Below are 21,067 nucleotides of genomic sequence, written 5' to 3'. Positions count from 1 at the left end.
TCGCTTGGGGCTCAGGCCTCCATCCACACCTTGTGGAAGCGCGGGCGCTGCAGCAGGCTGAAGTTGAAGCCGTGCACCTTCGGCGTGCGAATGATGATGCCGGCAGACGAGAACTGCGGCAGGTGCAGCGCGTTTTCCAGCACGAAACGCTGCATCTTGTGGAGCACGTCCTTGCGCTTGGCATTGTCGAACGTGTTCATCGACGCATCCATCAGCTCGCGATAACCGGGCAGCTCGATCTTGGCCGCGTTGCGGTAGGCCGTCGCGGAGAACTGGCGATCGTAGGCGGTTGCCGGATCCGGTAGACCGCCGGTCGGGGTCATCAGCATCTGACCCTTCTTCTCGGTGAGGAAGTATTGCATCGTCTGCGCCGGCTGCGCCGGAGTGACCTTCAGCCGGATACCCGCCTCGGCAAGCTGGGCGCCCAGGACTTCCTGACGCTGCACCGCCGCCTGGTCGGCCCAGGTGAAGGTGGCAATCTCGATGCCGTTTGCAAAACCTGCCGCCTTCAGCAGCGACTTGGCGCGGTCGAGATCCAGCTTGTAGTAGTTTTCGGTCGCGGGATCGTTGGCCCAGAAACCCGACGGGAACATGCTGCAATGCCCGCCGCCGAGACCGCCCCACAGGACCTGATTGAGCACCGGCCGGTCGAGCGCCCAGTTCATCGCCTGCCGAATGCGAACGTCCTTCAGCGGCCCCTCACCGTAATTCAGGAAGGCGGTGTAGTAGATCATCGACGGCGTCGCTTCGGCGATCAGTTTCGGATCACGCTTGGCCACGGCCATCTGCTGCGCGCTCATGTTGAGAACGATATCGGATTCGCCGGCCGTCACCGTGCGCACGGCCGTATTGAACTCGTTGACGATGCGCATGTCGACGCCGTCGAGATAGGGCTTTTCACTCCAGTAGTTGGCGTTTTTCACGACCTTGATCAGGGTGTTGTCCTGCCATTCGACGAACTTGAACGGCCCGGTGCCGACAGGTGCACGATCGACATTGCCGCCCGCGGCAGCCTTGACCGAAGCGGGCGACACGATGAGACCGGCGCGGTCGGTCAGGATCGCAGGCAGGGTGGCGTCCGGATATTTCAACTTAAGCGAAACCTGATAGGGGCCGGTCGCCTCGACCTTGTCGACGACAGCAAGATCCGATTTCACGTTCGAGCGATCGTAGGTGCTGCAGCGCTGCAGGTGGAAGACCACCGCCTCGGCATTGAACGGCGTGCCGTCGTGGAACTCGACGCCCTGGCGCAGTTCGAGAACCAGCGTCGTCGGGTCGGTGAATTTCCAGGAGGTCGCCAGCATCGGCTGCAGTTCGAGCGTCTGCGGATCAAAGCCGATCAGCGCGTCGAACATCAGCAGAAGGGCGTTGAAATCGGGATTGTTGCGGCCCGTCAGCGGGTCGAGCGCGGCGGGGTTGAACGGCATCACGGCCCTCAGAGTGCCGCCGGATCTCGGTTGCGGGGCCTGAGCCCGCACCGTTGCCGGCAGCAGGGCCAGGCCGCCGGCGGCGACCGTTCCAGCCAACAGCGAACGACGGCTAATATCCGGTATCTTTCCAAATAAATTTGTGGTCACGTCTTCTCCTCCATCATCCATGACCGGCCGTGTTCGGCCGCAATATCAGCGTCACACCATGTCAGCGCCCTGCCCGGCAGGGCCTTGGTGGGCAGCGTTCCTTTCCGCAAGACCAAGACTTCTCCTCTCCTTTTCGCCCAGCATCTCCTCGGCGAAATGGCAGGCGACATGCCGCCCGGGCAGCAATTCGCGCTGCTGGGGTTCCTGCGTGCGACAGATGTCGCGCACCCGCGGACAGCGCGTGTGGAAACGGCAGCCGCCCGGCGGCGCGATCGCGCTCGGTATCTCGCCCTGCAGGATGATCCTCTGCCGGGCGTCGGCCGCCGTCGGGTCGATCTCCGGTTCGGCCGAGCGCAGCGCCTCCGTATAGGGATGCAGCGGCGTTTCGATTACGGCGTGGGCGGGGCCGACCTCGACGATCTTGCCGAAATACATGACGGCCACCCGGTCGCTGATATGGCTGACCACCCGCAGGTCATGGCTGATGAAGACGTAGGTGAGGCCGAACTGCTCCTGCAACCGGGCGAATAGATTGAGCATGTCGGCCTGGATCGACACGTCGAGCGCCGCCACCACCTCATCGCAGACGATCACGTTCGGATCCAGCATCAGCGCCCGGGCGATATTGGCGCGCTGCTTCTGGCCGCCGGAAATCTCGTGCGGATAGCGGTTGGCCATTTCGGCCGACAGCGACACCCGGTCGAGCATCGCAAACGCCTTTTCACGCCGCTCAGCCTTCGTCCCCTCGCCGGCAATGTTCAAGGGCTCGCAGATGCTCTGGAGAATGGTCATCCGCGGATCGAAAGCAGCATTCGGATCCTGCGAGACGATCTGATACTTGCGCCGGTGGCGGTTGAGTTGGCGGCGGGAAAACTTGAACGGATCGATGCCGTCATGCAGAACGCCGCCGCCGCTTGGACTGAGCAGGCCGACGAGACAACGTCCGAGCGTCGATTTTCCGGAACCGGACTCGCCGATCACGCCGAAAATCTCGCCCCTGCGGACACTGAAGCTGACCCCGTCGACGGCGCGGATCAGCGAGCCGCGCCGAGGATTGCCGAAAGTGACATGCAGATCATCGACATCAAGCGCCGACTGCTCGGAAGGAGCGCTCAAACTCATGCTCCGACCCCTCTCAATGCGAGTTCTTCCCACCGATTGCAGCGCACTTCCCTGCGATCGATATCCTCCATGCCCTCGTTCTCGATGCTCTGGGGCAGTTCGCAGGGCTGCATGGAATAGGAACAGCGCGGCCCGAAGCGACAGCCCTTCGGCATGTGGCGCAGCGACGGAACGCGGCCGGCGATCGAAGGCAGCGTGCCGCGTGCGCGGTTGCTGTCGGGTATCGAATGCAGGAGACCGGCCGTATAGGGGTGGCGGGGGCCGGCGATGACATCCCTCACCGGACCGCCCTCGACCACCTGCCCTGCATACATCGTGACCATCCGATGGCAGCTCTGGGCGACCAGTCCGAGATTGTGGGTGATGAACATGATGGCCGTGCCGGTGCGGTCGGCGAGACCCAAAAGCAGGTCCATGATCTGCGCCTGGATAGTTACGTCGAGAGCCGTGGTCGGCTCGTCGGCAATCAGCAGGCGCGGTTCGCAGACCAGCGCCATGGCGATCATCACCCGCTGGCGCATGCCGCCCGAAAGGTTCATCGGATAGAGCGTGGCGACGTGGCGCGGCGATGCGATGCCGACCGAATCCAGCGCCGCGATGGCGCGCTCCGCAGCCTCCCGACGGCTGAGCTTGAAATGCCGCTGAAGGGTTTCCTCGATCTGGTAACCCACGGTGAACACGGGGTCGAGGGCGCTCATCGGCTCCTGGAAAATCATGCTGATGTGCCGGCCGCGAATGCGATTCATCTGCGATTCGGAACAGGCGGCGAGGTTCTGGCCGCCGAACAGGATCTTGCCGCCAAGGCGAGAATCGCGCGGCGGCAGCAGCCGGAGAATGGAGAGGGCGGTCATCGACTTGCCGCAGCCACTCTCGCCGACGACGCCGAGAATTTCCTTTGGCTTCACCGAAAGCGAAACATTGTTGAGGACTTCGACCCAACCCGATTGGTCACGCAGTGACAATGTCAGGTTCTGGATATCCAGAAGCGTGTCCTGGCCGGCCATCGTGGTCTCGGCAAGCTGCTGCATCCGGCCCTGATCCTCCTATCAGTCCGCGGCCCGCTTGATCAATATGTGACATGCGGGCGGCTGCTACGCATTCTCCTCACCGCGCCGAAGCCCCGTCAGGGATCCTGATACGCGATTTAGACTCCTCCCGAGAGCCTGATCATGTATACATTACACGTCACGATGACGAAAGCCAGAATGAAAATTGCCGCTCCGCGAGGTCGCGATCACGCCTCCGAATGCGCGGAGTGAGCTGTTGCCTAGTTTTGCAGGTGATTGACGCACGCTCGATTTTTCGGCCGCAGAGTTGCGCGCCGCTTCTCCGGCGGGCGGTTGGGGCGACGTTCTACTGATACGCGGTTGCGGCCTATCTCTCGTGCGTCCGGATCACCGCCAGGAAGGCGTCGCCGTAGCGTTCCAACTTCGATTGCCCTACTCCCGAAATGCCGAGCAGCGCTTCGCGGCTCGTCGGGCGGGCGGTCGCAAACGCGACCAGCGTCGTATCCGGAAAGACGACATAGGGCGGCACCGAAAGCTCCTTGGCGATCCCCAGGCGCGCGACGCGCAGTGCCTCGAAGAGCTCGGCATCGGACCCTTCCAGCGCAGATCTTGCGTTTGCCGCGCTCGGCGATGCGCTTCGCGATGCCTTGCCCGTCGTCGGACGGTCCTTGCGGAAGCGGACCTCGCGTTCGCGCTTGAAGACGGCGCGCGCGCCCTCTTCCAGCTTCAGCGCGCCAAACGCCTCATGATCGACACTGACGAAGCCGGCCGCGAGGAGCTGGCGATAAACCGACTGCCAGGTCTTCGACGGAATATCCTTGCCGACCCCGAAAACCGGCATGTCCGCATGGCCGAAGCGCGTGGTCTTCTCGTTCCGGTTCCCGAGCAGCACGTCGATCAGGTGGCCTGTGCCGAAACGCTCGCCCGTCCGGTAGATCGCCGCCAGCGCCTTGATGGCAGCGTCGATTCCATCCCAGGTTTCGACCGGCTTGAGGCAGGTGTCGCAGTTGCCGCACTCACCGCCATGCGCCTCGCCGAAATGGGCAAGGATCGCCTGCCTTCGGCAGCCGGGGGTTTCGCAGATGCCGAGTAGCGCATTGAGCTTGGCGCGCTCGACGCGCTTGATATCATCGCCCGACGTGCCGCCGTCGATCATCCGGCCGCGCTGGATGACATCGGCCATGCCATAGGCCATCCAGGCATCGGACGGAAGGCCGTCACGACCGGCGCGACCGGTCTCCTGATAATAGGCCTCGACGGAACCGGGCAGATCGAGATGGGCGACGTAGCGCACGTTCGGTTTGTCGATGCCCATGCCGAAGGCGACGGTGGCGACCAGGCAGAGGTCCTCCTCCTTCAGGAAAGCGTCCTGATTGGCATCCCGCATGCCGCGATCCATGCCGGCATGATAGGCGAGCGCGCGGATACCCTGCCCGTTCAGCCACTCTGCCGTATCCTCGACCTTGGCGCGCGACAGGCAATAGACGATGCCGCTCGAACCCTTGTGGCGGGAGAGGAAACGCAGCAGCTGCTGGCGCGGCTGGTCGCGCTCGACGATTTCGTAGGCGATGTTCGGTCGGTCGAAAGAAGTGGTGAACACCTCGGCCGAGCGGAGCGCAAGCTTGTCGATAATATCTTCGCGGGTGTGTGGATCGGCGGTCGCCGTCAGCGCCATGCGCGGCACGCCCGGATAATATTCCGCGAGATGGCCGAGCTCGCGATATTCCGGGCGGAAGTCGTGGCCCCATTGCGAGACGCAATGCGCCTCGTCGATCGCGAACAATGCGATCCTCGCATTGCCGATCATCTCCTTGAAGGCCGGCGTGACGATGCGCTCGGGGGTCACATAGAGAAGATCGAGATCGCCGTTGGCGATCGCCCGGCGGACGTCGACGAATTCTTCGCGCGTCAGCGAGGAATTGAGGGCGGCGGCGCGCACGCCGAGCTGCTTCAGCGCCTCCACCTGGTCGCGCATCAGCGCGATCAGCGGCGAAACCACGATGCCGACGCCGTCACGGCAGAGGGCGGGGATCTGGAAGCAGAGCGATTTGCCCGCACCGGTTGGAAACAGCACCACGGCATCGCCGCCCGATACGACCTGTTCGACGACAGCCGCTTGTTTCCCCCGGAACGACGAATAGCCGTACACGCGCTTCAGCACGTCGAGCGGGTTTTTCGTGCCTTGTCTGTCAAACAGGGGATCGATGCGGTCTGGGGTCGGCGGCATGGAATCGCTTTCGTCGGAAGGACCGCACTATGGCACAGGTCCGGCTGCCAGAGCGAGCACCTGGGGCACTCGACCATGGGTGTCCCGATATGAATTGAGGCCCGGCAACTCTCCCGACGCTCCTGCGGCCCGTTTTGCTTGAAGCGCCTTTCGCGGCCGTATAAGCCTCGTCTACCCGCCCCTCGCCCCGTCACTGGCATGGATATTCCGCATGGCTGCAGCCCCCGAACCGGATCACCTCGCTGACGACGGACCCAAGCACGCCCGGGTGGCTGTCAAGGTCGATATCGTCGTGATCGGAGCGGGTCAGGCGGGCCTGTCCTCAGCCTATCACCTGGGCAAGCTCGGCCTTGCGCCGGACAAGGATTTCGTGGTCTTCGACCAGTCTCCGGAGCCTGGTGGTGCCTGGCAGTTTCGCTGGCCTTCTTTGACGCTGGCCACCGCCAATCGTGTCCATGACCTCCCCGGAATGCGGTTCGAGGAGGTGGTCGATACTTCAGCCAATCTGGTTAAGGCGTCCGTTGCCGTGCCGCAATATTTTGCGGCCTACGAAGCCGCCTTCGATCTGCGCGTCCATCGTCCCGTCAAGGTGACGGTCGTCTGCCCGAGGGGCGATCGGTTGAGGGTCGAAACCGACCGCGGTGCCTTTTCGGCGCGAGGCTTGATCAACGCCACCGGCACATGGGAATCGCCCTACATTCCCGATTATCCCGGCGCTGACCGTTTCCATGGGCGGCAGCTCCATACGCGGGATTATCGCACTGCCGAGGAATTTGCCGGCCAGCATGTCGTCGTGGTCGGCGGCGGGATTTCGGCGATCCAGTTGCTCGACGAGATCTCCCGCGTCACCTCGACCACCTGGGTGACGCGACGGGAGCCACAATTCCGCGACGAGCCGTTCACCCCGGAGGTTGGACGCGCTGCCGTAGCGCTCGTGGAAGATCGTGTCCGCCAGGGCCTTCCACCGGGATCAGTGGTTTCGGTCACCGGCCTGCCCGTCACGCCGGCGGTCCAGGCGGCGCGCGAACGGGGTGCGCTGAAAAGGCTGCCGATGTTTTCCGAGATTACCGAACACGGGATACGCTGGACGGACGGATCCGAGCAGCGGGCCGATGTGATCCTCTGGTGCACGGGCTTTCGCAGCTCGCTCGATCACCTCGCCCCGCTGCAACTGCGCGAGGCGAGCGGCGGCATCCTGATGACCGGTCGGCTGGCGACGCAGGTCACCAAGGACCCGCGCATCCACCTGGTCGGCTACGGCCCATCCGCTTCGACGATCGGGGCGAACCGTGCGGGCGGCGCAGCCGCGAGAGAATTGAAGACTTTCCTCGACGCTCCAGTCAATCGTGGCCAATGATGCGACCTAGCTGGCGCGTCTCACCAGCTTTCCTTCTTCCGCCTTGTAGAAATACTGGCTCGCCACCAGCCAACCCTTCAGCGGCCGAAGCGGCGGAATGCAGGTCAGAAGCATGAAGGGCAATGTCACCAGCAGATGAACCCACCAAGCCGGCTGGTACTGCACTTCCAGCCAGACGCCGAGAAGCACGCTCGGCACGCAGGCAAAGCACATCACGAAGAAGGCCGGGCCGTCGGCGGGATCGGCGAAGGAATAGTCCAGTCCGCAGGCTTCGCAATTCCGGTTGAGCGTCAGGAAGCCGTTGAACAGATGCCCCTGGCCACAACGCGGGCAGCGCCCGCGGATACCGGTCTGCATGGGAGGGAGAGGAGGCCATTCGTGATCCATGATCATCGTCCTTGGGAGCAAAGCGATCAAACCGTCTATTGATTGCAGTCATTATATAGATTGAGGCATTCAATGAGTCGATTAGCCAGAATGCCGCAGGCGTTCCGGCCATGGATCGCAGAGAGGCGAGATCAGAAGAAGGAGCCGGCCATTTCGGGCGAGCTTTGCAGCGCATGTCCCATGAATTCCAGGGCGGCCTCGAGCGCAGGCCGCTGGATGGGGCCGCCGAGGCACACGCGCACCGCTTCCGGAGCCAGGCCGTCGACGCAGAAGGCGTCGCTCGCCACAACGCCGATGCCGGCGGAACGCATGTGGCTGCCGAACGTCGAGCGGGTCCAGCCCTGTGCCAACGGCAGCCAGATGTTGAAGCTGAGCGGGTCGCCGCGATAGCTGCCCTGCGGCAGTATGTTTGCGACCAGCGCCTGTCGGGCCATCGCTTCGGTCCTGACGAAGTGCAGGATGTTGTCGGCCGTGCCATCCTCGATCCAACGGGTGGCGAGCGCTGCCGACAGCGGCGACGCCATGACGTTGTTGGCGCGCATGGCGCTGACGAAGGGCCACGCGGCCCTGGTATCCGGGGCGACGACATAGGCGAGCCTGAGACCGGCGCCGAGAGATTTGGAAAGCCCGCCGACATGCCAGGTCAGGTCCGGAGCTATCGCCGCCAGCGGTGCCGGGGCGCGCAGGGGAATGAAGCCGTAGGCATCGTCCTCGACGATCGGCACGCCATATTTTCGCGCCACGGCGCAGATCTCCTCGCGACGCCGTTCCGGAACGGTCAGCGTCATCGGGTTCTGCAGGATCGGATTGAGATAGAGTGCCTTCGGCTTCTTCTTCTCGCAGGCCTCGGCAAAGGCTGCCGGCAGAATGCCCTCCTCATCCATCGGCAGGCCGACAAGGGTCAACCGCAGTTGCGCGGCGATCGAGCGCATGCCGGGATAGGTGATGTTCTCCGACAGCACCGTCTCGCCCGGCTTTGCCAGCATGCCGAAGATCGCCAGCAGCGCCGGATGCGCGCCGGGGGTGAGGAAGATACGCTCCTGTGACGGAACCAGGCCGCGCCTGCCGAGCCAAACCGCCGCCGCCTCCTTGTCGACGCCGGCACCGCCGAAACTCTGATAACGCAGCAAAGGCACGAGGTTGGTGGCGACGGTGGTTAGCCCGCCTTGCATCCGGCCAATCAGTTCCGGATCGTCCGGCTCCGGCGGCATGTTCATGGAAAAATCGACGATCGAGGCCCGGCGTGGATCCGGCGCGGCATCGGAAACGAAACCCCGGCGCTCCTTGTCGGCACCACCAGTCACGAACGTGCCGCGCCCCACATGCGAACTGACCAGACCACGCTTCTGGGCTTCCAGATAGCCGCGCGCCACGGTGGTGAAGTCGACGTTGAGCACCTTGGCCAGCTCACGCTGCGGCGGCAACCGATCACCGATCACGAGGTTGCCGCTCCGCAAATCCATTTCGATGACATCGGCAATGGCCATATATCGCGGGGAGCGGCTGCGGGTGAGGTCAGGCTTCCAGGTCTTCATCCGTGACCTCCGATAGTTAGTCCTGGATTGACTGTATATTGTTGCTCAGTGAGTCTGTCATCAGGAAAAAAGCGGACATCGCGCCGCAGCCCCGCAGACCAGAGATGTCGACAATTGCCGCCCACCTTCGCCGACCCGTTGGAACGCCCTACCCCCTCCGGGGATCGCTCTCGCCCAAATCCTCCCCGGCGGGTTGGCTCCTGTTCGGCTTGTCCGGAACATTGCCGTTGCCTTCCGCACGGTCGCGGTGGAGAGCCGCGCGGGCGAGCAGCATGAAGGTAATCGGCGTCGTCACCGTGACGAAGATGCCGATCAGGAGCTCGTGGAAGACCGGGCGTCCCGAGGACACCGTGAAGAAGATCATCGAGGCCAGCATGACGCCGCCGATCCCCCAGCTGGTGCCGAGTGTCGGGACGTGGATGCGCTCATAGAAGGTCGGCAGGCGCAGGAAGCCGATCGCACCGATCAGCGCCAGGCCGGAGCCGATCAGCAGGAAAAACGCGACCGCAATCGCTGCCCAGACGGGCATGTCGGCGGCAGACTGCATCATTCGATCACCTCCCCGCGCATCAGGAATTTCGCGAGCGCCACGGTCGCCACGAAGCCCAGCATGCCCATGACCAACGCCGCCTCGAAATAGATTACCCTGCCGGTGCCTATGCCGAAGGTCACCAGGAGCAGCATGGCGTTGATGTAGAGCGTATCGAGGCCGATGATGCGGTCCTGCGCCCTTGGGCCCCGGAACATGCGCAGCGAGGCGATCGCCATCGCCGCGGCCAGCATCAGTTGCGCGATCGAAACCGCACTGAAGAGAATGATGGCGCTCATGCGAAAATCTCCATCAGCAGCTTCTCATACCTGTTCTTGATCGTGTCCCGCCATTCCGCCTCGTTGTCGATATCGAGCACATGCAGCAGCACCGTTCGGTCGTTGGAATCGTATTCCAACCAGGCGGATCCCGGCGTGCTGGTCAGCACCACGGCGAGTACCGCAATCGCCGTGTGGTTCTCGATGTCCAGCGGGACGGTCAGGAAGCCTGGATTGTGGCTTCGCCGGCCGCTCCTGAGAATAATCCGCGCCACAGCGATATTCGATTTGACGATATCGTAGAGCACGATCCCGAACAGTTTCGGCAGCAGGTACCATTTGGCGAGCCTCGGCTTGTCCGGGCGCAGCGACGCCATCGCCCAGGAGGCGAAGACGGCGACCAGGACGCCAAGCACGAGATGGCCGGGCGTGAAGCCGTTGAGCAGCAGCCACATCAGGATCAGCGACAAGGTGAGCAGCGGATAGGGCAGCATCACTTGCTCCCTGCGTTGGTCGAGGAGACACCGTCATAATCGGCAACGGGCGCTGCGTTGCGCACCGCGTCGATGTAGATCCTCGGGTTGCTGAGGCTGCGGATCGTGGTGTCCATGTACTGCATCGCGGGTCCGGCCTGGACAGTCAGAACCAGCGTCAGGAAAAGCAGGAACATCACCGGCACGATCTCGATGACGAGGACGCGCGGCACGGTTCCTTCGAGCGAACTCCAGAAGGTGCGGATGCCGGCGCGCGTCATCGATATCAATGCTGCGATGCCGGAGAGGATGACGAGAAAGACCAGAACCCAGACGGTCGCCGTCGGCGGCACGCCGATCGCCCCGGTCCCCATCATTGCCGACAGCATCGCGAACTTGGCGATGAACCCGGAAAGTGGCGGCAGGCCGGACAGCAGGATACCGCAGGCGGCAAAGCATATGCCGAGGATCGCCATCGTGCCCGGCATGGTGACGCCGTCGCCCTCCTCCGGCTCGTCGTCGTCCGCGTCACCATAGGCCTCCATGGTGACGGCAAGCACGATCGCGCCGGCATCCTGGCCGCGTTCCACCAGTTCGATCAGCATGAAGAAGGCGCTGATCGTCAGCGTCGAGCTGACGAGGTAGAGCAGCGCGCCGGACGAGATCGCCCCGTCATTGATGCCGAGCACCATCAGCAGTGTGCCCGACGAGACCAGAACCGAGAAACCGGCAAGCCTTCCCAGCGCCTGCGACGCCAGTACGCCGATTGTGCCGAAGATCAGGGTCGCGATGCCGCCGTAGAGAAGCATGTCCGCACCGAAACCGGCGGAAGGTCCTTCGCCGAAGAGCAGCATGGTCAGCCGCAGGATGATGTAGATGCCGAGCTTGCTCATGATCGCGAATATGCCGGCGACCGGGGCGGAGGCGGCGCCATAGGCGGTCGGCAGCCAGAAGCAGAGCGGCCACATGCCCGCCTTGATCAGGAAGGCGATGCCGAGCACGCCCGCCCCCGCTTCCATCAGCATCCGCCGGTCCGGCTCGATATCGGGGATGCGGGCTGCAAGATCGGCCATGTTGAGCGTGCCGGCGGTGCCGTAGATCAGGCTCACGCCGATCAGGAACAGAAGTGCGGCGGCCAGGTTGACGGCGATATAGTGCATGCCCGCCTTGACGCGCAGCGGGCCGGAACCGTGCAACAGCAATCCGTAGGACGACGCCAGCATCACCTCGAAGAAAACGAAGAGGTTGAAGAGGTCTCCGGTCAGGAAGGCGCCGTTCAGCCCCACCAGCAGAAGCTGGACCATGGTGTGGAAATGCGCGCCGACCGCATGCCAGCGCGCCAGCGAGAAGACCAGTGCGGCGACCGAGAGCAGCGCCGTCAGGAGCAACATCAGCGCCGACAGCGCGTCGAGAACCAGCACGATGCCGAACGGCGCCGCCCAGTTTCCGAGAAGATAGACGCCGTCGAAATCGTTCGGGCCGCTTTCGATCCGCAGCAGCGCGAGCGAGACCGCAACCAGGATCAGCGTCGATGCAAGGCTGATCATCGCCTTTACGACGCGCCGGCGCTCGTCGAAGAACAGCAGGAGTGCGGCGGCGACCAGCGGCACAAGGATCGGCGCGATGATGAGGTGATGGGTCCAGCCATTCATTTCGGCTCGTTCCTTCCATCGACATGGTCGGTGCCGGTCAGCCCCCGGGAGGCCAGCAGCACGACAAGGAACAGCGCCGTCGTCGCGAAACCGATGACGATGGCCGTCAGCACCAGCGCCTGCGGCACCGGATCGGCAAGCGTCGAATTGGGAACGCCATCGACGAGGATCGGCGGGACATTGGTCTTAACGCCGCCGACGCCGAAGATGAAGAGGTTGACCGCATAGGAGAGAAGCGAGAGGCCGACGATAACCTGATAGGTGCGCGGGCGCAGGATCAGCCAGACGCCGCAGCCCGTCATCACGCCGATTGCGGTGGCAAGAACAAGTTCCATCAGCCCTCCTCCGTCCGCGCCGCATCGATCGCCCGCAGGCGGTTGATGCGGATCGACTGGTGCGCCAGGGCCACGAGAATGAGGACCGTGGAGCCGACCACCAGCGAGAACACGCCGAGATCGAAGAGCAGCGCCGTGGCGGCCGGCATCTTGCCGATCAGCGGCAGCTCGACATACTGGAAATGCGAGGTCAGGAACGGGTAGCCGAAGAACCAGGCGCCGATGCCCGTCGCCGAGGCGGTGAGTATGCCCGCCCCCATCCAGCGCAGCGGCAGAATGCGCAGGCGATCTTCCGCCCAGCGCGTGCCGCCGGCCAGATATTGCAGCAGGAACGCGATCGACAGCGTCAGCCCGGCTGAGAAACCACCGCCCGGCATGTCGTGGCCGCGCATGAAAATATAGATGGCGAAGGTGATGATCACCGGGAAGAGCCAGGTCATGATGACCGAGGGGACGAGCAGGTAGTCGCGCACCGTGTCACCGGCCGAACGCTCCGGGCGATCCTCGTCGAAACGGTTCTGGATGCGCTGCTGCTCCGGCAGGTCCATGCTGTCGTCGGCAGGCCGGAAACGGCGAAGCAGCGCGAACACCGTCAGCGCCACGACGCCAAGCACCGCGATCTCTCCAAGCGTGTCGAAGCCGCGGAAATCCACCAGGATGACGTTGACGACATTGCGCCCACCGCCTTGCGAGTAGGCGTTTTCGAGGAAGTAGTTGGCGATCGCATCGGGCACCGGCATGGTCATGACGGCATAGGCGATGAAGGCCATGCCGATGCCGCAGACGACGGCGAGCGCCAGGTCGCGGAAGCGGCGGAAGCGGGCCCGCAGCGTGATGGACTCGGCCATCCCCTGCGTCCGCTTCGGCAGCCAGCGCAGGCCGAGAAGGATGAGGACGGTGGTGACGATCTCGACGAGAAGCTGGGTAATCGCTAGATCCGGCGCCGACAGCCAGACGAAGGTGATGCAGACGATCAACCCGACGCCGCCGAGCATGACGAGGGCTGCAAGGCGATGGTATTTGGCGAGATAGGCGGTGCCGAAGGCGAGGCAGATGCCGAGCAGCCAGATCGCGGCGAAGGCTGGATCGATGCCGGAAAAGGCGATGTCGCGGGTTTCGAAACCGGAGAGATAGAGCGGCAGGAGCCCGGCGAGGAAACCGGTCGCCACCACCCAGCGAAGCTGCGGCTGCAGATTGCGGGTGCCGAAGCGCCGTTCGAGCGTGCGGGCCCAGCGCCAGGACACTTCCACGAGAACCCGCTCGAAGATACGCTGGCCCTTGAGGTTGCGCAGGATCGGCGGGCCGTCCTCGCAGGTCGCGAGATATTTGCGGAGCGAGAGATAGAGCAGCGTGCCGCCGACGAGCGCGATCGCGCTCATGATCAGCGGCAGGTTGACGCCGTGCCAGATGGAAAGGCTGTATTCCGGGGTCTCCGGACCCAGCACGCTGACGACGGCAGTATGCAGGAAAGGTCCGATCGAAATCGCCGGAATGATCCCGACGATCAGGCAGGCGACGACGAGAAGGTCGATGGGAAAACGCATCCAGCGCGGCGGCTCATGAGGCTTCGGTTTCGGCAGGTCTGTCGGCGGCGGGCCGAAGAACACCGTGTGGATGAAGCGCAGCGAATAGGCGACGCTGAAGGCGCTGGCGAGCGTCGCCACATAGGGGAGGATGCTGTCGAGGATGGAATCCGCGTGGGTTTCGACCGCTTCCGCGAAGAACATTTCCTTCGACAGGAAGCCGTTCAGCAGAGGGACACCCGCCATCGCGGCACTCGCCACCATGGCAAGCGTGCCGGTGATCGGCAGATACCGGAAAAGCCCGCTTAATCGTCGCATGTCGCGTGTGCCGGTTTCGTGGTCGATGATGCCTGCGGCCATGAACAGCGACGCCTTGAAGGTCGCGTGGTTGACCATGTGAAAGATCGCCGCGACGGTCGCGAGCGGGCTGCCGAGGCTTAAGAGCGTGGTGATGAGGCCGAGATGGCTGATCGTCGAATAGGCGAGCAGGCCCTTCAGGTCCTGCTGGAACATCGCGAAATAGGCGCCGAGCACCAGCGTGATGAGGCCCGCCAGCCCGACCAGATAGAACCATTCGTAGGTTCCCGACAGGGCCGGCCAGAACCGCACCAGCAGGAAGACGCCCGCTTTCACCATGGTCGCCGAATGCAGGAAGGCCGAGACCGGGGTCGGCGCCGACATGGCATTGGGCAGCCAGAAATGGAAGGGAAACTGGGCGCTCTTGGTCAAGGCGCCGAGCAGGATGAAGACCAGGGCCGGCACATAGAGGGAATGGCCGCGGATGACGTCGCCGGCGGCCAATATCTTGTCGAGGTCGTAGCTGCCGACGATGTTGCCGAGTAGCAGCAGCCCGATCAGCAGGCAGAAGCCGCCAATCCCGGTGATCGTCAGTGCCATGCGGGCGCCGTCCCGGGCCGCGGCATTGTTGTGCCAGTAGCTGATCAGCAGGAAGGAGAAGATGCTGGTCAGCTCCCAGAACACCGACAGCAGAATGACATTGCCTGAGATGACGATGCCGAGCATCGCGCCCATGAAGGCGAGCAGGAAGGAAAAGAAGCGCGGAACCGGATCGTCTTCCGACATGTAATAACGGGCGTAAACGACCACGAGAAAGCCGATGCCGGTGATCAGCATGGAGAAGAGCCATGCGAAGCCATCCATGCGAAGGGTGAAGTTCAGTCCGAGCTGCGGCAGCCAAGTGCCCTCGAAGCGAAGCACGCCGCCATTGGTGACGCGCGGATAGAAGGCTGCGACGATCAGCATGGACAAAAGAGCAGTGGCGCCGGCCACCCAGGACGGCAGGACGCGCGAACGGGTTCGCAGCAGAGATACGGAGACCAGGCTTCCGAGAAAAGGCAGGACCAGCAGGAAAAGAAGAAGATATGGTCCTGACGTTATCCCAATGCTCCGGCCTTCCTATGTGCTGCGCATCCGCCAAGCGCCTGATGCGAAGATGCTGCGGATGCCCCATCTAGCAATCGAATCCAAATTGCCATATATGGGAAATGTTGACCAATATGGGCAGTTTGGTGAGATGGGTCAAGCCGCAAAGAACGCAATTTTGACGCCGGCCTTGTGTCGCGCCGCCCGTGGGTTTCTGGATTGGACGCAGACCGATCTCGCCGAGCGGTCGGGCGTGTCGCGCAGCACCATCCGTGATTACGAGGGCAGCCGGCACGACCTGCACCGCGCCACGGAAGCGCAGCTGCGCCTCGCCTTCGAAGAGGGCGGCGTCGCCTTCGTCCACATGGAGGGCGGACATTTCGGCGTCTGCCCGAGAGCCGTCCAGACACGGCAATAGGTCGCGCGGAGCGCGGCCCTGACCGGGCGTCACCAGCTGGTGACCGAGCTATCCCGGCGCCGTTTAAAGCCTCGGCATGCCTTCAGGGCGAAGCGCCCTCTTCAGCGCCGCGATCCGGAAGATGGCGTTCGGGGCGCCGTAGCCGCGATAACCGCGCCGTTCGACGATCTCGAAGAAGAAACCCTCGCCATAGGTCATGCTGTAGAGCTGGAAATATTCGCCGTGCTCGTCGCGGTCGTAGAGGATGTTCTCTTCCTTCAGCCGCTCAGAAAGCTCCGCATCGAGGCCGAAGCGGGCTTCGACGTCGCCATAGTAGTTGGGCGAGATGGCAAGCGGCTTGAAACCGTTCTTGCGCAGCGCCGCGGCCGTCGCAAAGATGTCGTCGGTCTGGAAGGCGAGATGCTGGACGCCGGATCCGAATTTTTCGGCGATGAAATGACCCGCCAGTGTGCGGCGGTTCTCGGCACCGTTCAAGGTGATCCGCAGCGTGCCGGAGGCGTTTTCGACCACCTGGCTGCGTATCACGCCAGCCGGATCGATGATGTCGACCATCGGCGTCTTCTGCGTCTCGAAGATCGAGGTGTAGAAGAGCAGCCAGGTCAGCATTTCCTCGTAGGCGACGGTCTGGGCGATATGATCAACATGCCTGAGATGCGCCGGCGCCACCTCGGCTTCGCCCTCTTCGTTGACGGGCTGGAAATCGATCTCCGAAAAGCGGCCGAGATTGCTCTTGTCGTCGATCAGGTAGACAAGCCCGCCGCCGACGCCGCGGATCGCCGGTATCTCCACTTCGCCCTCTGCCACCTGCTGCCGGAACGGTTCCGCCCCCAGCGCCACCGCCCTTTCGAACGCCTGCCCGGCATCCTCGACGACGAGAGCCATCGCATAGGCCGAGGTGCCGTGGACGGCAAATGAGGCGTTGGCAAACCCCTTTTCGTCGGTATTGACGAGGAGACGGATATCGCCCTGGCTGTAGAGGCTGACCTTCTTCGACTTGTGCACCGCGGTCTTGCGGAAACCGAGCGTTCGCAGGATCGCGGCAAGATCGGCCGCATCCTTCTCGTCGGAGGAGAATTCCACGAAACCGACCCCCTTGACCGAAGCGCGATCCGGCATGTCGCGGACCGTCAGGCCCGAAGCGTTCGGGCTTCGCCGCACCTGGTCTCCGAGATAGATGAGCGAGCGGTAGCCGTCATCGGCAATCGCCCGGCTGGATCCGCCACGGAACTGGTCGTTGAAGATTTCCAGCGAGAAATAACCGTCGTAACCGGTCTCGGCGATCGCGGTGGTAAAGGCCGTCACCGGCAGATCGCCCTCGCCCGGCATGTTGCGGAAATGCCGCGACCAGTAGAGCAGGTCCATGTCGATCAGCGGCGCATCGGCAAGCTGGACGATGAAGATCTTGTCCTTCGGGATGGAGCGGATCGAATTGATGTCGATCTTGCGCGACAGGGTGTGAAAGCTGTCGAGGATGAGGCCGATATTCGGATGGTCGGCACGCCGCACGATTTCCCAGGCATCGCGGTGGTCGTTGATATGCCGCCCCCAGGCGAGCGCCTCATAGCCCACCCTCAACCCGCGCCTGGCCGCCCGTTCACCCAGTTCGTGGAAATCGGCCGCCGCCCGGTCAACGCCGCCGAGCGAGACCGGCGAGACGTTGGAGCAGACGAGGACGAGGTCGGTGCCGAGTTCCTGCATCACGTCGAACTTGCGTTCGGCACGATCGAAGGTGCGGCTCCGATGCGAGGGGGGCATGCCCTCGAAATCGCGGAACGGCTGGAACAGCGTGATCTCCAGGCCGTGATCGCGGACCATTTTCCCGACATCCGAAGGGCTGCCGTCGAAGGCGAGGAAATCGTTTTCGAAGATCTCCACTCCATCGAAACCGGCCTTGGCAATCGCTTCCAGCTTCTCGGGCAGCTCTCCGCTGATCGAAACCGTGGCTATCGACGTTTTCATGCGCTCCCTCCCATTTCCTCGGAATGTGACCGAAGAGGCTCCTCAGATGCGCCAGCGCGCGACCTCCCGCTTCGAGCCGGCATCAGCGACGCCATTTTGTACTAAATAGTTCGTAACATCAAATGGGAAGTTTGTGGCCTACCGATGGCCCGCCTCGGCGACAGCGTTCGAACGCCCCCGGGGCTGCGAATGTCGGAGGCTTAGGCCGCGTTCAGGGCCTCAACCGTGCAGTCCAGGCAAGCACGGTCTCCGCCATCGTCGCGAGATGGTCGGCGGCTGAAAATCCGGAGATCGTCTTGCGCGGCTTCAGGTCGTGGTCGCCATCCTCCAGCCAGAGGATTTCGATGGCTTTGGACAGCTCGTAGCCGGATACTTCTTCGCGGGTGCCGAATTCATCGCGGGTTCCCTGGCAGATCAGCGCCGGGGTTCTGAGCCCCTTGAGATGTTGAGTGCGGAGCTGCTCCGGTTTTCCCGGAGGATGGAACGGATAACCAAGGCACAACAGGCCGGCGATCCTGCCTTCCGTGTAAAGTTCGTCGGCGATCATGCTCGCCACCCGGCCGCCCATCGACTTGCCGCCGATAACAAGGGGTCCCTTCGGGTCGAGTTCGGCGATCGCCGCCTTGTATTCGGGATTGAGCGTCTCGGCCCGCGGCGGCGGTTTGCGATCGCCGGAGGTCCGCCGCCCCGCCATGTAGCCGAACTCGAAACGCGCGACGCGAAAACCCGTGGCCGACAGGGCTTTCGCCGCGGCCGTCATCGATGCCGAATCCATCGGCGCGCCGGCGCCGTGCGCAAGCAGGATCGTGAGACGTGCGTCTTCCGGTCCCTCGATCAGAAATCGCCCTGACATCTTGCTCCCCCAAATCAGGTTCATTTTTCCCACGTGCCTGTCGGAATAGACCGCCGGCGCACGTCCTTTATGTGGGCGAGCCCGTGTTCGCCCGCAATTTGGCGACTATATCAGCGGGGGCAAGGCCAAGTCTCCTGCCCGGCCATTACAGATGGAGGAATGTCATGGATATGCAGAGCCTCACACCAGCAATCGAACTCGCGAGAAAGAACGGCGTGCACTTTCCCAACGAAAGCGCCGCATACAGGGAGGCGCGCGAGGCGCTTCTTGCCGAGGAAATCGAGCTCCGCCGCCATATCGAGCGCGTGGCCGAGCAGCGACGCCATCTGCCACCCGGCGGTCATGTGCCGAAGAACTACACGTTCGAGGGCGTCAACGGCACGATCTCGTTCGAGGAACTGTTCGGAGACAAGGAAACGCTGGTCATCTACAGCTATATGTTCGGTCCGGAGCGGGAGCGGCCCTGCCCGATGTGCACCTCGCTGCTCTCCTCCTGGGACGGCGAGGTTCCCGACATCCAGCAGCGCGTCGCGTTCGCGGTCGTCGCACGCTCGCCGCTGCAGCGCCTGACCGATTTCAAGCGCGAGCGCGGCTGGCATCATCTGCCGCTCTATTCGGATACGAGCGGCGAGTTCAGCCGGGATTACCATGCGCTCAGCAAGGACGGCGGCGATGACGCGGCCTTCAACGTGTTCACCCGCCGGGATGGAACCATCCGGCATTTCTGGAGCGGAGAGATGGGCGGGACCACCGCCGACCCCGGCCAGGACCCGCGCGGCGCGCCCGATCTGATGCCTATCTGGACGATCCTCGACTCCACCCCGGAAGGCCGCGCGCCGCACTGGTACCCCAAGCTGTCCTACTAGGACTGAAGTCCTACGCGCCCATCGCAGCGGAACGAAAGATGATGCCGCCACGTTCTCCGGCCACTTCAACCGATAAGGAAGTGACCATGAAAAAGCTCATCATTCTCTCCGCCGCGATCGGTCTCCTCGCGACCGGCGCCATGGCCCAGCAGAGCACGGTCAACGGTGCCGTGGGCGGTGCGGTTACCGGTGCAATCGTCGGTGGACCGGTCGGCGCTGCCGTGGGCGGCGTGGTCGGCGCGGTCGCCGGCACGGCGATCGATCCGCCGCCGGAACGCGTCGTCACCTATGTGCGCCAGCAACCTGTCCAGCAGTCCGTGGTGGTGCAGGAGCGCGTCGTCGTCGGCCAGCCAATCCCGCAGCAGGTCATGCTGACGCCTATCCCGGAATCGCCGACCTACGCTTATGCGGTCGTCAACCGGCAGCGCGTCATCGTCGATCCGCGCACCCACACGGTGGTTCAGGTCGTCGAATAATCGCCTCCCTATTGCTGACCGAAAGCCGTCGTATCGAAAGGTACGGCGGCTTGTTTTTTTGGCTATCGCCTGCCGATGATTTTTTTTGAATCCGACGGAACCAATTGCTCGCTTCGCCGTTTTTCAAGGTTGGTATCCAGGGAGGAAACAAAAGATGCCGCAGGCAAGTTGGCAAAAACCGGTGCGCGTCGCCTTCGGGCAACTCGGTACTGAGGTCATCAACGGACCGTTCGAGGCGCTTGCGCTCCTGACGGATCGGTGGCCGGATATGCGCGGACCACACTTTGTCAAGGCGCGCAGCGTCTGCCGGGCAGCGCTCGATGGGCGCAGGTCGCCGGAGGAAGCGCGCCAGCAATTCGAAGAAGCGGTCAGCGAAGCGCAACTGCATCTGAACTGAACGAGTGGGCCGGCGGTCGCCGGCCTTGATGGTTCAGAGACCAATGAGATCGCCGAAAAGCCGGAGGGTGGAGCCGGAAAGGGCGATCGGCGCGAACAGCACGGAAAAACAGAGACACGGCTCGCGCTTGCCCGCGATCGGCCGATGGTCCAGCATTTCGTCCGCGATCGAGACATCACCCTTGCCGAAATTGCCGCGATGGTCGTGAAATTCGCCGTCGAGCACCAAGGTTAGTTCAAGCCCCTGATGGCCGTGCTGGGGCAGCGCCCTTCCCGGCCGTACCCATAAAAGGCTCGCCTCGACATCCTTCGACCTTTCGATGACGTGATGGCGCAATCCCGGGAGTTTCGTTTTCCATCTGATATCGGCAAGGTCCGTACCCGCATAGGCTCGCAGCGGCGCGGGAAATCCCGATTTTTCGAATATCCTGGCAGGAGGCTCCGCTGGCGCGGCAGAGGCGAAGATCTCAGCCAACCGTCGCTCGCGGGCCGACAATGCCACCGGCGGGGTCGTATGCAGGATCTCACCGGCAAAGCCCTCCATGAGACCGGCCAGTTTCGCGGCCGAAGCCTGCATTTCCAGATGCGAACCGACGAGAACGTGAGCCGGCTCCGGAAGTGAGCCGGACACGTAATGCGCGATCAGAAGATCCAGCCGTTCAAGGTTCCGCAGCATGTCCAAAATGCCAGTTTTATGCAAAAATCCGGTCAAAG

General features: G+C 63.3%; 20 protein-coding genes. 5 read left to right on the top strand and 15 right to left on the bottom strand.

Features of this window, described 5'->3' with window-relative positions:
- Positions 1-11 precede the first annotated feature (11 nt).
- From C5J22_RS05805 to recQ, 4 genes are all read right to left on the bottom strand, one after another.
- Positions 12-1,577: an ABC transporter substrate-binding protein gene (locus tag C5J22_RS05805; protein ID WP_105437491.1), complete on the bottom strand. Its 1,566-nt coding sequence runs from the start codon at positions 1,575-1,577 to the stop codon at positions 12-14.
- A 51-nt stretch (positions 1,578-1,628) separates the two neighbouring features.
- Positions 1,629-2,699: an ABC transporter ATP-binding protein gene (locus tag C5J22_RS05800; protein WP_245440299.1), complete on the bottom strand. Its 1,071-nt coding sequence runs from the start codon at positions 2,697-2,699 to the stop codon at positions 1,629-1,631.
- Positions 2,696-3,727, bottom strand: a complete 1,032-nt coding sequence (locus C5J22_RS05795) for an ABC transporter ATP-binding protein (protein ID WP_105437490.1) — start codon at positions 3,725-3,727, stop codon at positions 2,696-2,698. Before C5J22_RS05795 ends, C5J22_RS05800 begins: the two co-directional genes overlap by 4 nt.
- A 346-nt stretch (positions 3,728-4,073) precedes the next feature.
- A complete protein-coding gene (gene recQ, locus C5J22_RS05790; protein ID WP_105437489.1) occupies positions 4,074-5,933 on the bottom strand; it encodes a DNA helicase RecQ in 1,860 nt (619 codons plus the stop codon).
- 211 nt (positions 5,934-6,144) lie between these two features.
- Between recQ and C5J22_RS05785 the strand changes: the two genes are divergently transcribed.
- On the top strand, positions 6,145-7,290 hold the full coding sequence (locus C5J22_RS05785) for an NAD(P)-binding domain-containing protein (protein ID WP_205837157.1): 1,146 nt from the start codon (positions 6,145-6,147) through the stop codon (positions 7,288-7,290).
- A 6-nt stretch (positions 7,291-7,296) separates the two neighbouring features.
- Here the strand turns inward: C5J22_RS05785 and C5J22_RS05780 are convergent, their stop codons facing one another.
- From C5J22_RS05780 to C5J22_RS05745, 8 genes are all read right to left on the bottom strand, one after another.
- On the bottom strand, positions 7,297-7,680 hold the full coding sequence (locus tag C5J22_RS05780; protein WP_105437660.1) for a DUF983 domain-containing protein: 384 nt from the start codon (positions 7,678-7,680) through the stop codon (positions 7,297-7,299).
- A gap of 128 nt (positions 7,681-7,808) precedes the next feature.
- Positions 7,809-9,212: a PLP-dependent aminotransferase family protein gene (locus tag C5J22_RS05775; RefSeq protein ID WP_105437488.1), complete on the bottom strand. Its 1,404-nt coding sequence runs from the start codon at positions 9,210-9,212 to the stop codon at positions 7,809-7,811.
- Positions 9,213-9,360: 148 nt separating this feature from the next.
- Positions 9,361-9,762 (bottom strand): monovalent cation/H(+) antiporter subunit G, encoded by a 402-nt coding sequence (mnhG, locus tag C5J22_RS05770; protein ID WP_205837156.1) that lies wholly within the window; start codon positions 9,760-9,762, stop codon positions 9,361-9,363.
- Positions 9,759-10,040 (bottom strand): K+/H+ antiporter subunit F, encoded by a 282-nt coding sequence (locus tag C5J22_RS05765; RefSeq protein WP_046636911.1) that lies wholly within the window; start codon positions 10,038-10,040, stop codon positions 9,759-9,761. The genes mnhG and C5J22_RS05765 overlap by 4 nt, the downstream gene beginning before the upstream one ends.
- Positions 10,037-10,513, bottom strand: coding sequence for a Na+/H+ antiporter subunit E (locus C5J22_RS05760; RefSeq protein ID WP_105437487.1), 477 nt, complete (start codon positions 10,511-10,513; stop codon positions 10,037-10,039). Before C5J22_RS05760 ends, C5J22_RS05765 begins: the two co-directional genes overlap by 4 nt.
- Positions 10,513-12,144 (bottom strand): monovalent cation/H+ antiporter subunit D, encoded by a 1,632-nt coding sequence (locus tag C5J22_RS05755; RefSeq protein ID WP_105437486.1) that lies wholly within the window; start codon positions 12,142-12,144, stop codon positions 10,513-10,515. The genes C5J22_RS05760 and C5J22_RS05755 overlap by 1 nt, the downstream gene beginning before the upstream one ends.
- Positions 12,141-12,479, bottom strand: coding sequence for a Na+/H+ antiporter subunit C (locus C5J22_RS05750; protein ID WP_046630827.1), 339 nt, complete (start codon positions 12,477-12,479; stop codon positions 12,141-12,143). The genes C5J22_RS05755 and C5J22_RS05750 overlap by 4 nt, the downstream gene beginning before the upstream one ends.
- Entirely contained in the window at positions 12,479-15,400 is a 2,922-nt protein-coding gene (locus tag C5J22_RS05745) for a monovalent cation/H+ antiporter subunit A (RefSeq protein ID WP_105437485.1), read from the bottom strand. The genes C5J22_RS05750 and C5J22_RS05745 overlap by 1 nt, the downstream gene beginning before the upstream one ends.
- 91 nt (positions 15,401-15,491) lie before the next feature.
- On the opposite strand from C5J22_RS05745, the gene C5J22_RS05740 reads away from it, so the two are divergent.
- Positions 15,492-15,803, top strand: a complete 312-nt coding sequence (locus tag C5J22_RS05740) for a helix-turn-helix domain-containing protein (protein ID WP_172746549.1) — start codon at positions 15,492-15,494, stop codon at positions 15,801-15,803.
- Positions 15,804-15,866: 63 nt separating this feature from the next.
- On the opposite strand, the gene C5J22_RS05735 is transcribed toward C5J22_RS05740, so the two are convergent.
- A complete protein-coding gene (locus C5J22_RS05735; RefSeq protein WP_105437484.1) occupies positions 15,867-17,762 on the bottom strand; it encodes a bifunctional sugar phosphate isomerase/epimerase/4-hydroxyphenylpyruvate dioxygenase family protein in 1,896 nt (631 codons plus the stop codon).
- 211 nt (positions 17,763-17,973) lie between these two features.
- On the bottom strand, positions 17,974-18,615 hold the full coding sequence (locus C5J22_RS05730) for an alpha/beta fold hydrolase (protein WP_105437656.1): 642 nt from the start codon (positions 18,613-18,615) through the stop codon (positions 17,974-17,976).
- A 164-nt stretch (positions 18,616-18,779) separates the two neighbouring features.
- On the opposite strand from C5J22_RS05730, the gene C5J22_RS05725 reads away from it, so the two are divergent.
- The 3 genes from C5J22_RS05725 to C5J22_RS05715 all read left to right on the top strand — a co-directional run bounded on the left by C5J22_RS05725 (position 18,780) and on the right by C5J22_RS05715 (position 20,354).
- A complete protein-coding gene (locus C5J22_RS05725) occupies positions 18,780-19,481 on the top strand; it encodes a DUF899 family protein (protein ID WP_105437483.1) in 702 nt (233 codons plus the stop codon).
- An 86-nt stretch (positions 19,482-19,567) separates the two neighbouring features.
- Entirely contained in the window at positions 19,568-19,957 is a 390-nt protein-coding gene (locus C5J22_RS05720; RefSeq protein ID WP_105437482.1) for a DUF1236 domain-containing protein, read from the top strand.
- 154 nt (positions 19,958-20,111) lie between these two features.
- Entirely contained in the window at positions 20,112-20,354 is a 243-nt protein-coding gene (locus C5J22_RS05715; RefSeq protein WP_007772754.1) for a DUF982 domain-containing protein, read from the top strand.
- A gap of 33 nt (positions 20,355-20,387) precedes the next feature.
- Here the strand turns inward: C5J22_RS05715 and C5J22_RS05710 are convergent, their stop codons facing one another.
- Positions 20,388-21,029: a ChrR family anti-sigma-E factor gene (locus tag C5J22_RS05710; protein ID WP_105437481.1), complete on the bottom strand. Its 642-nt coding sequence runs from the start codon at positions 21,027-21,029 to the stop codon at positions 20,388-20,390.
- Positions 21,030-21,067 lie beyond the last annotated feature (38 nt).

The organism is Neorhizobium sp. T25_13 (genome assembly GCF_002968675.1).
Classification (GTDB): domain Bacteria; phylum Pseudomonadota; class Alphaproteobacteria; order Rhizobiales; family Rhizobiaceae; genus Neorhizobium; species Neorhizobium tomejilense.
This window is presented reverse-complemented; position numbering and strand designations above follow the sequence as displayed.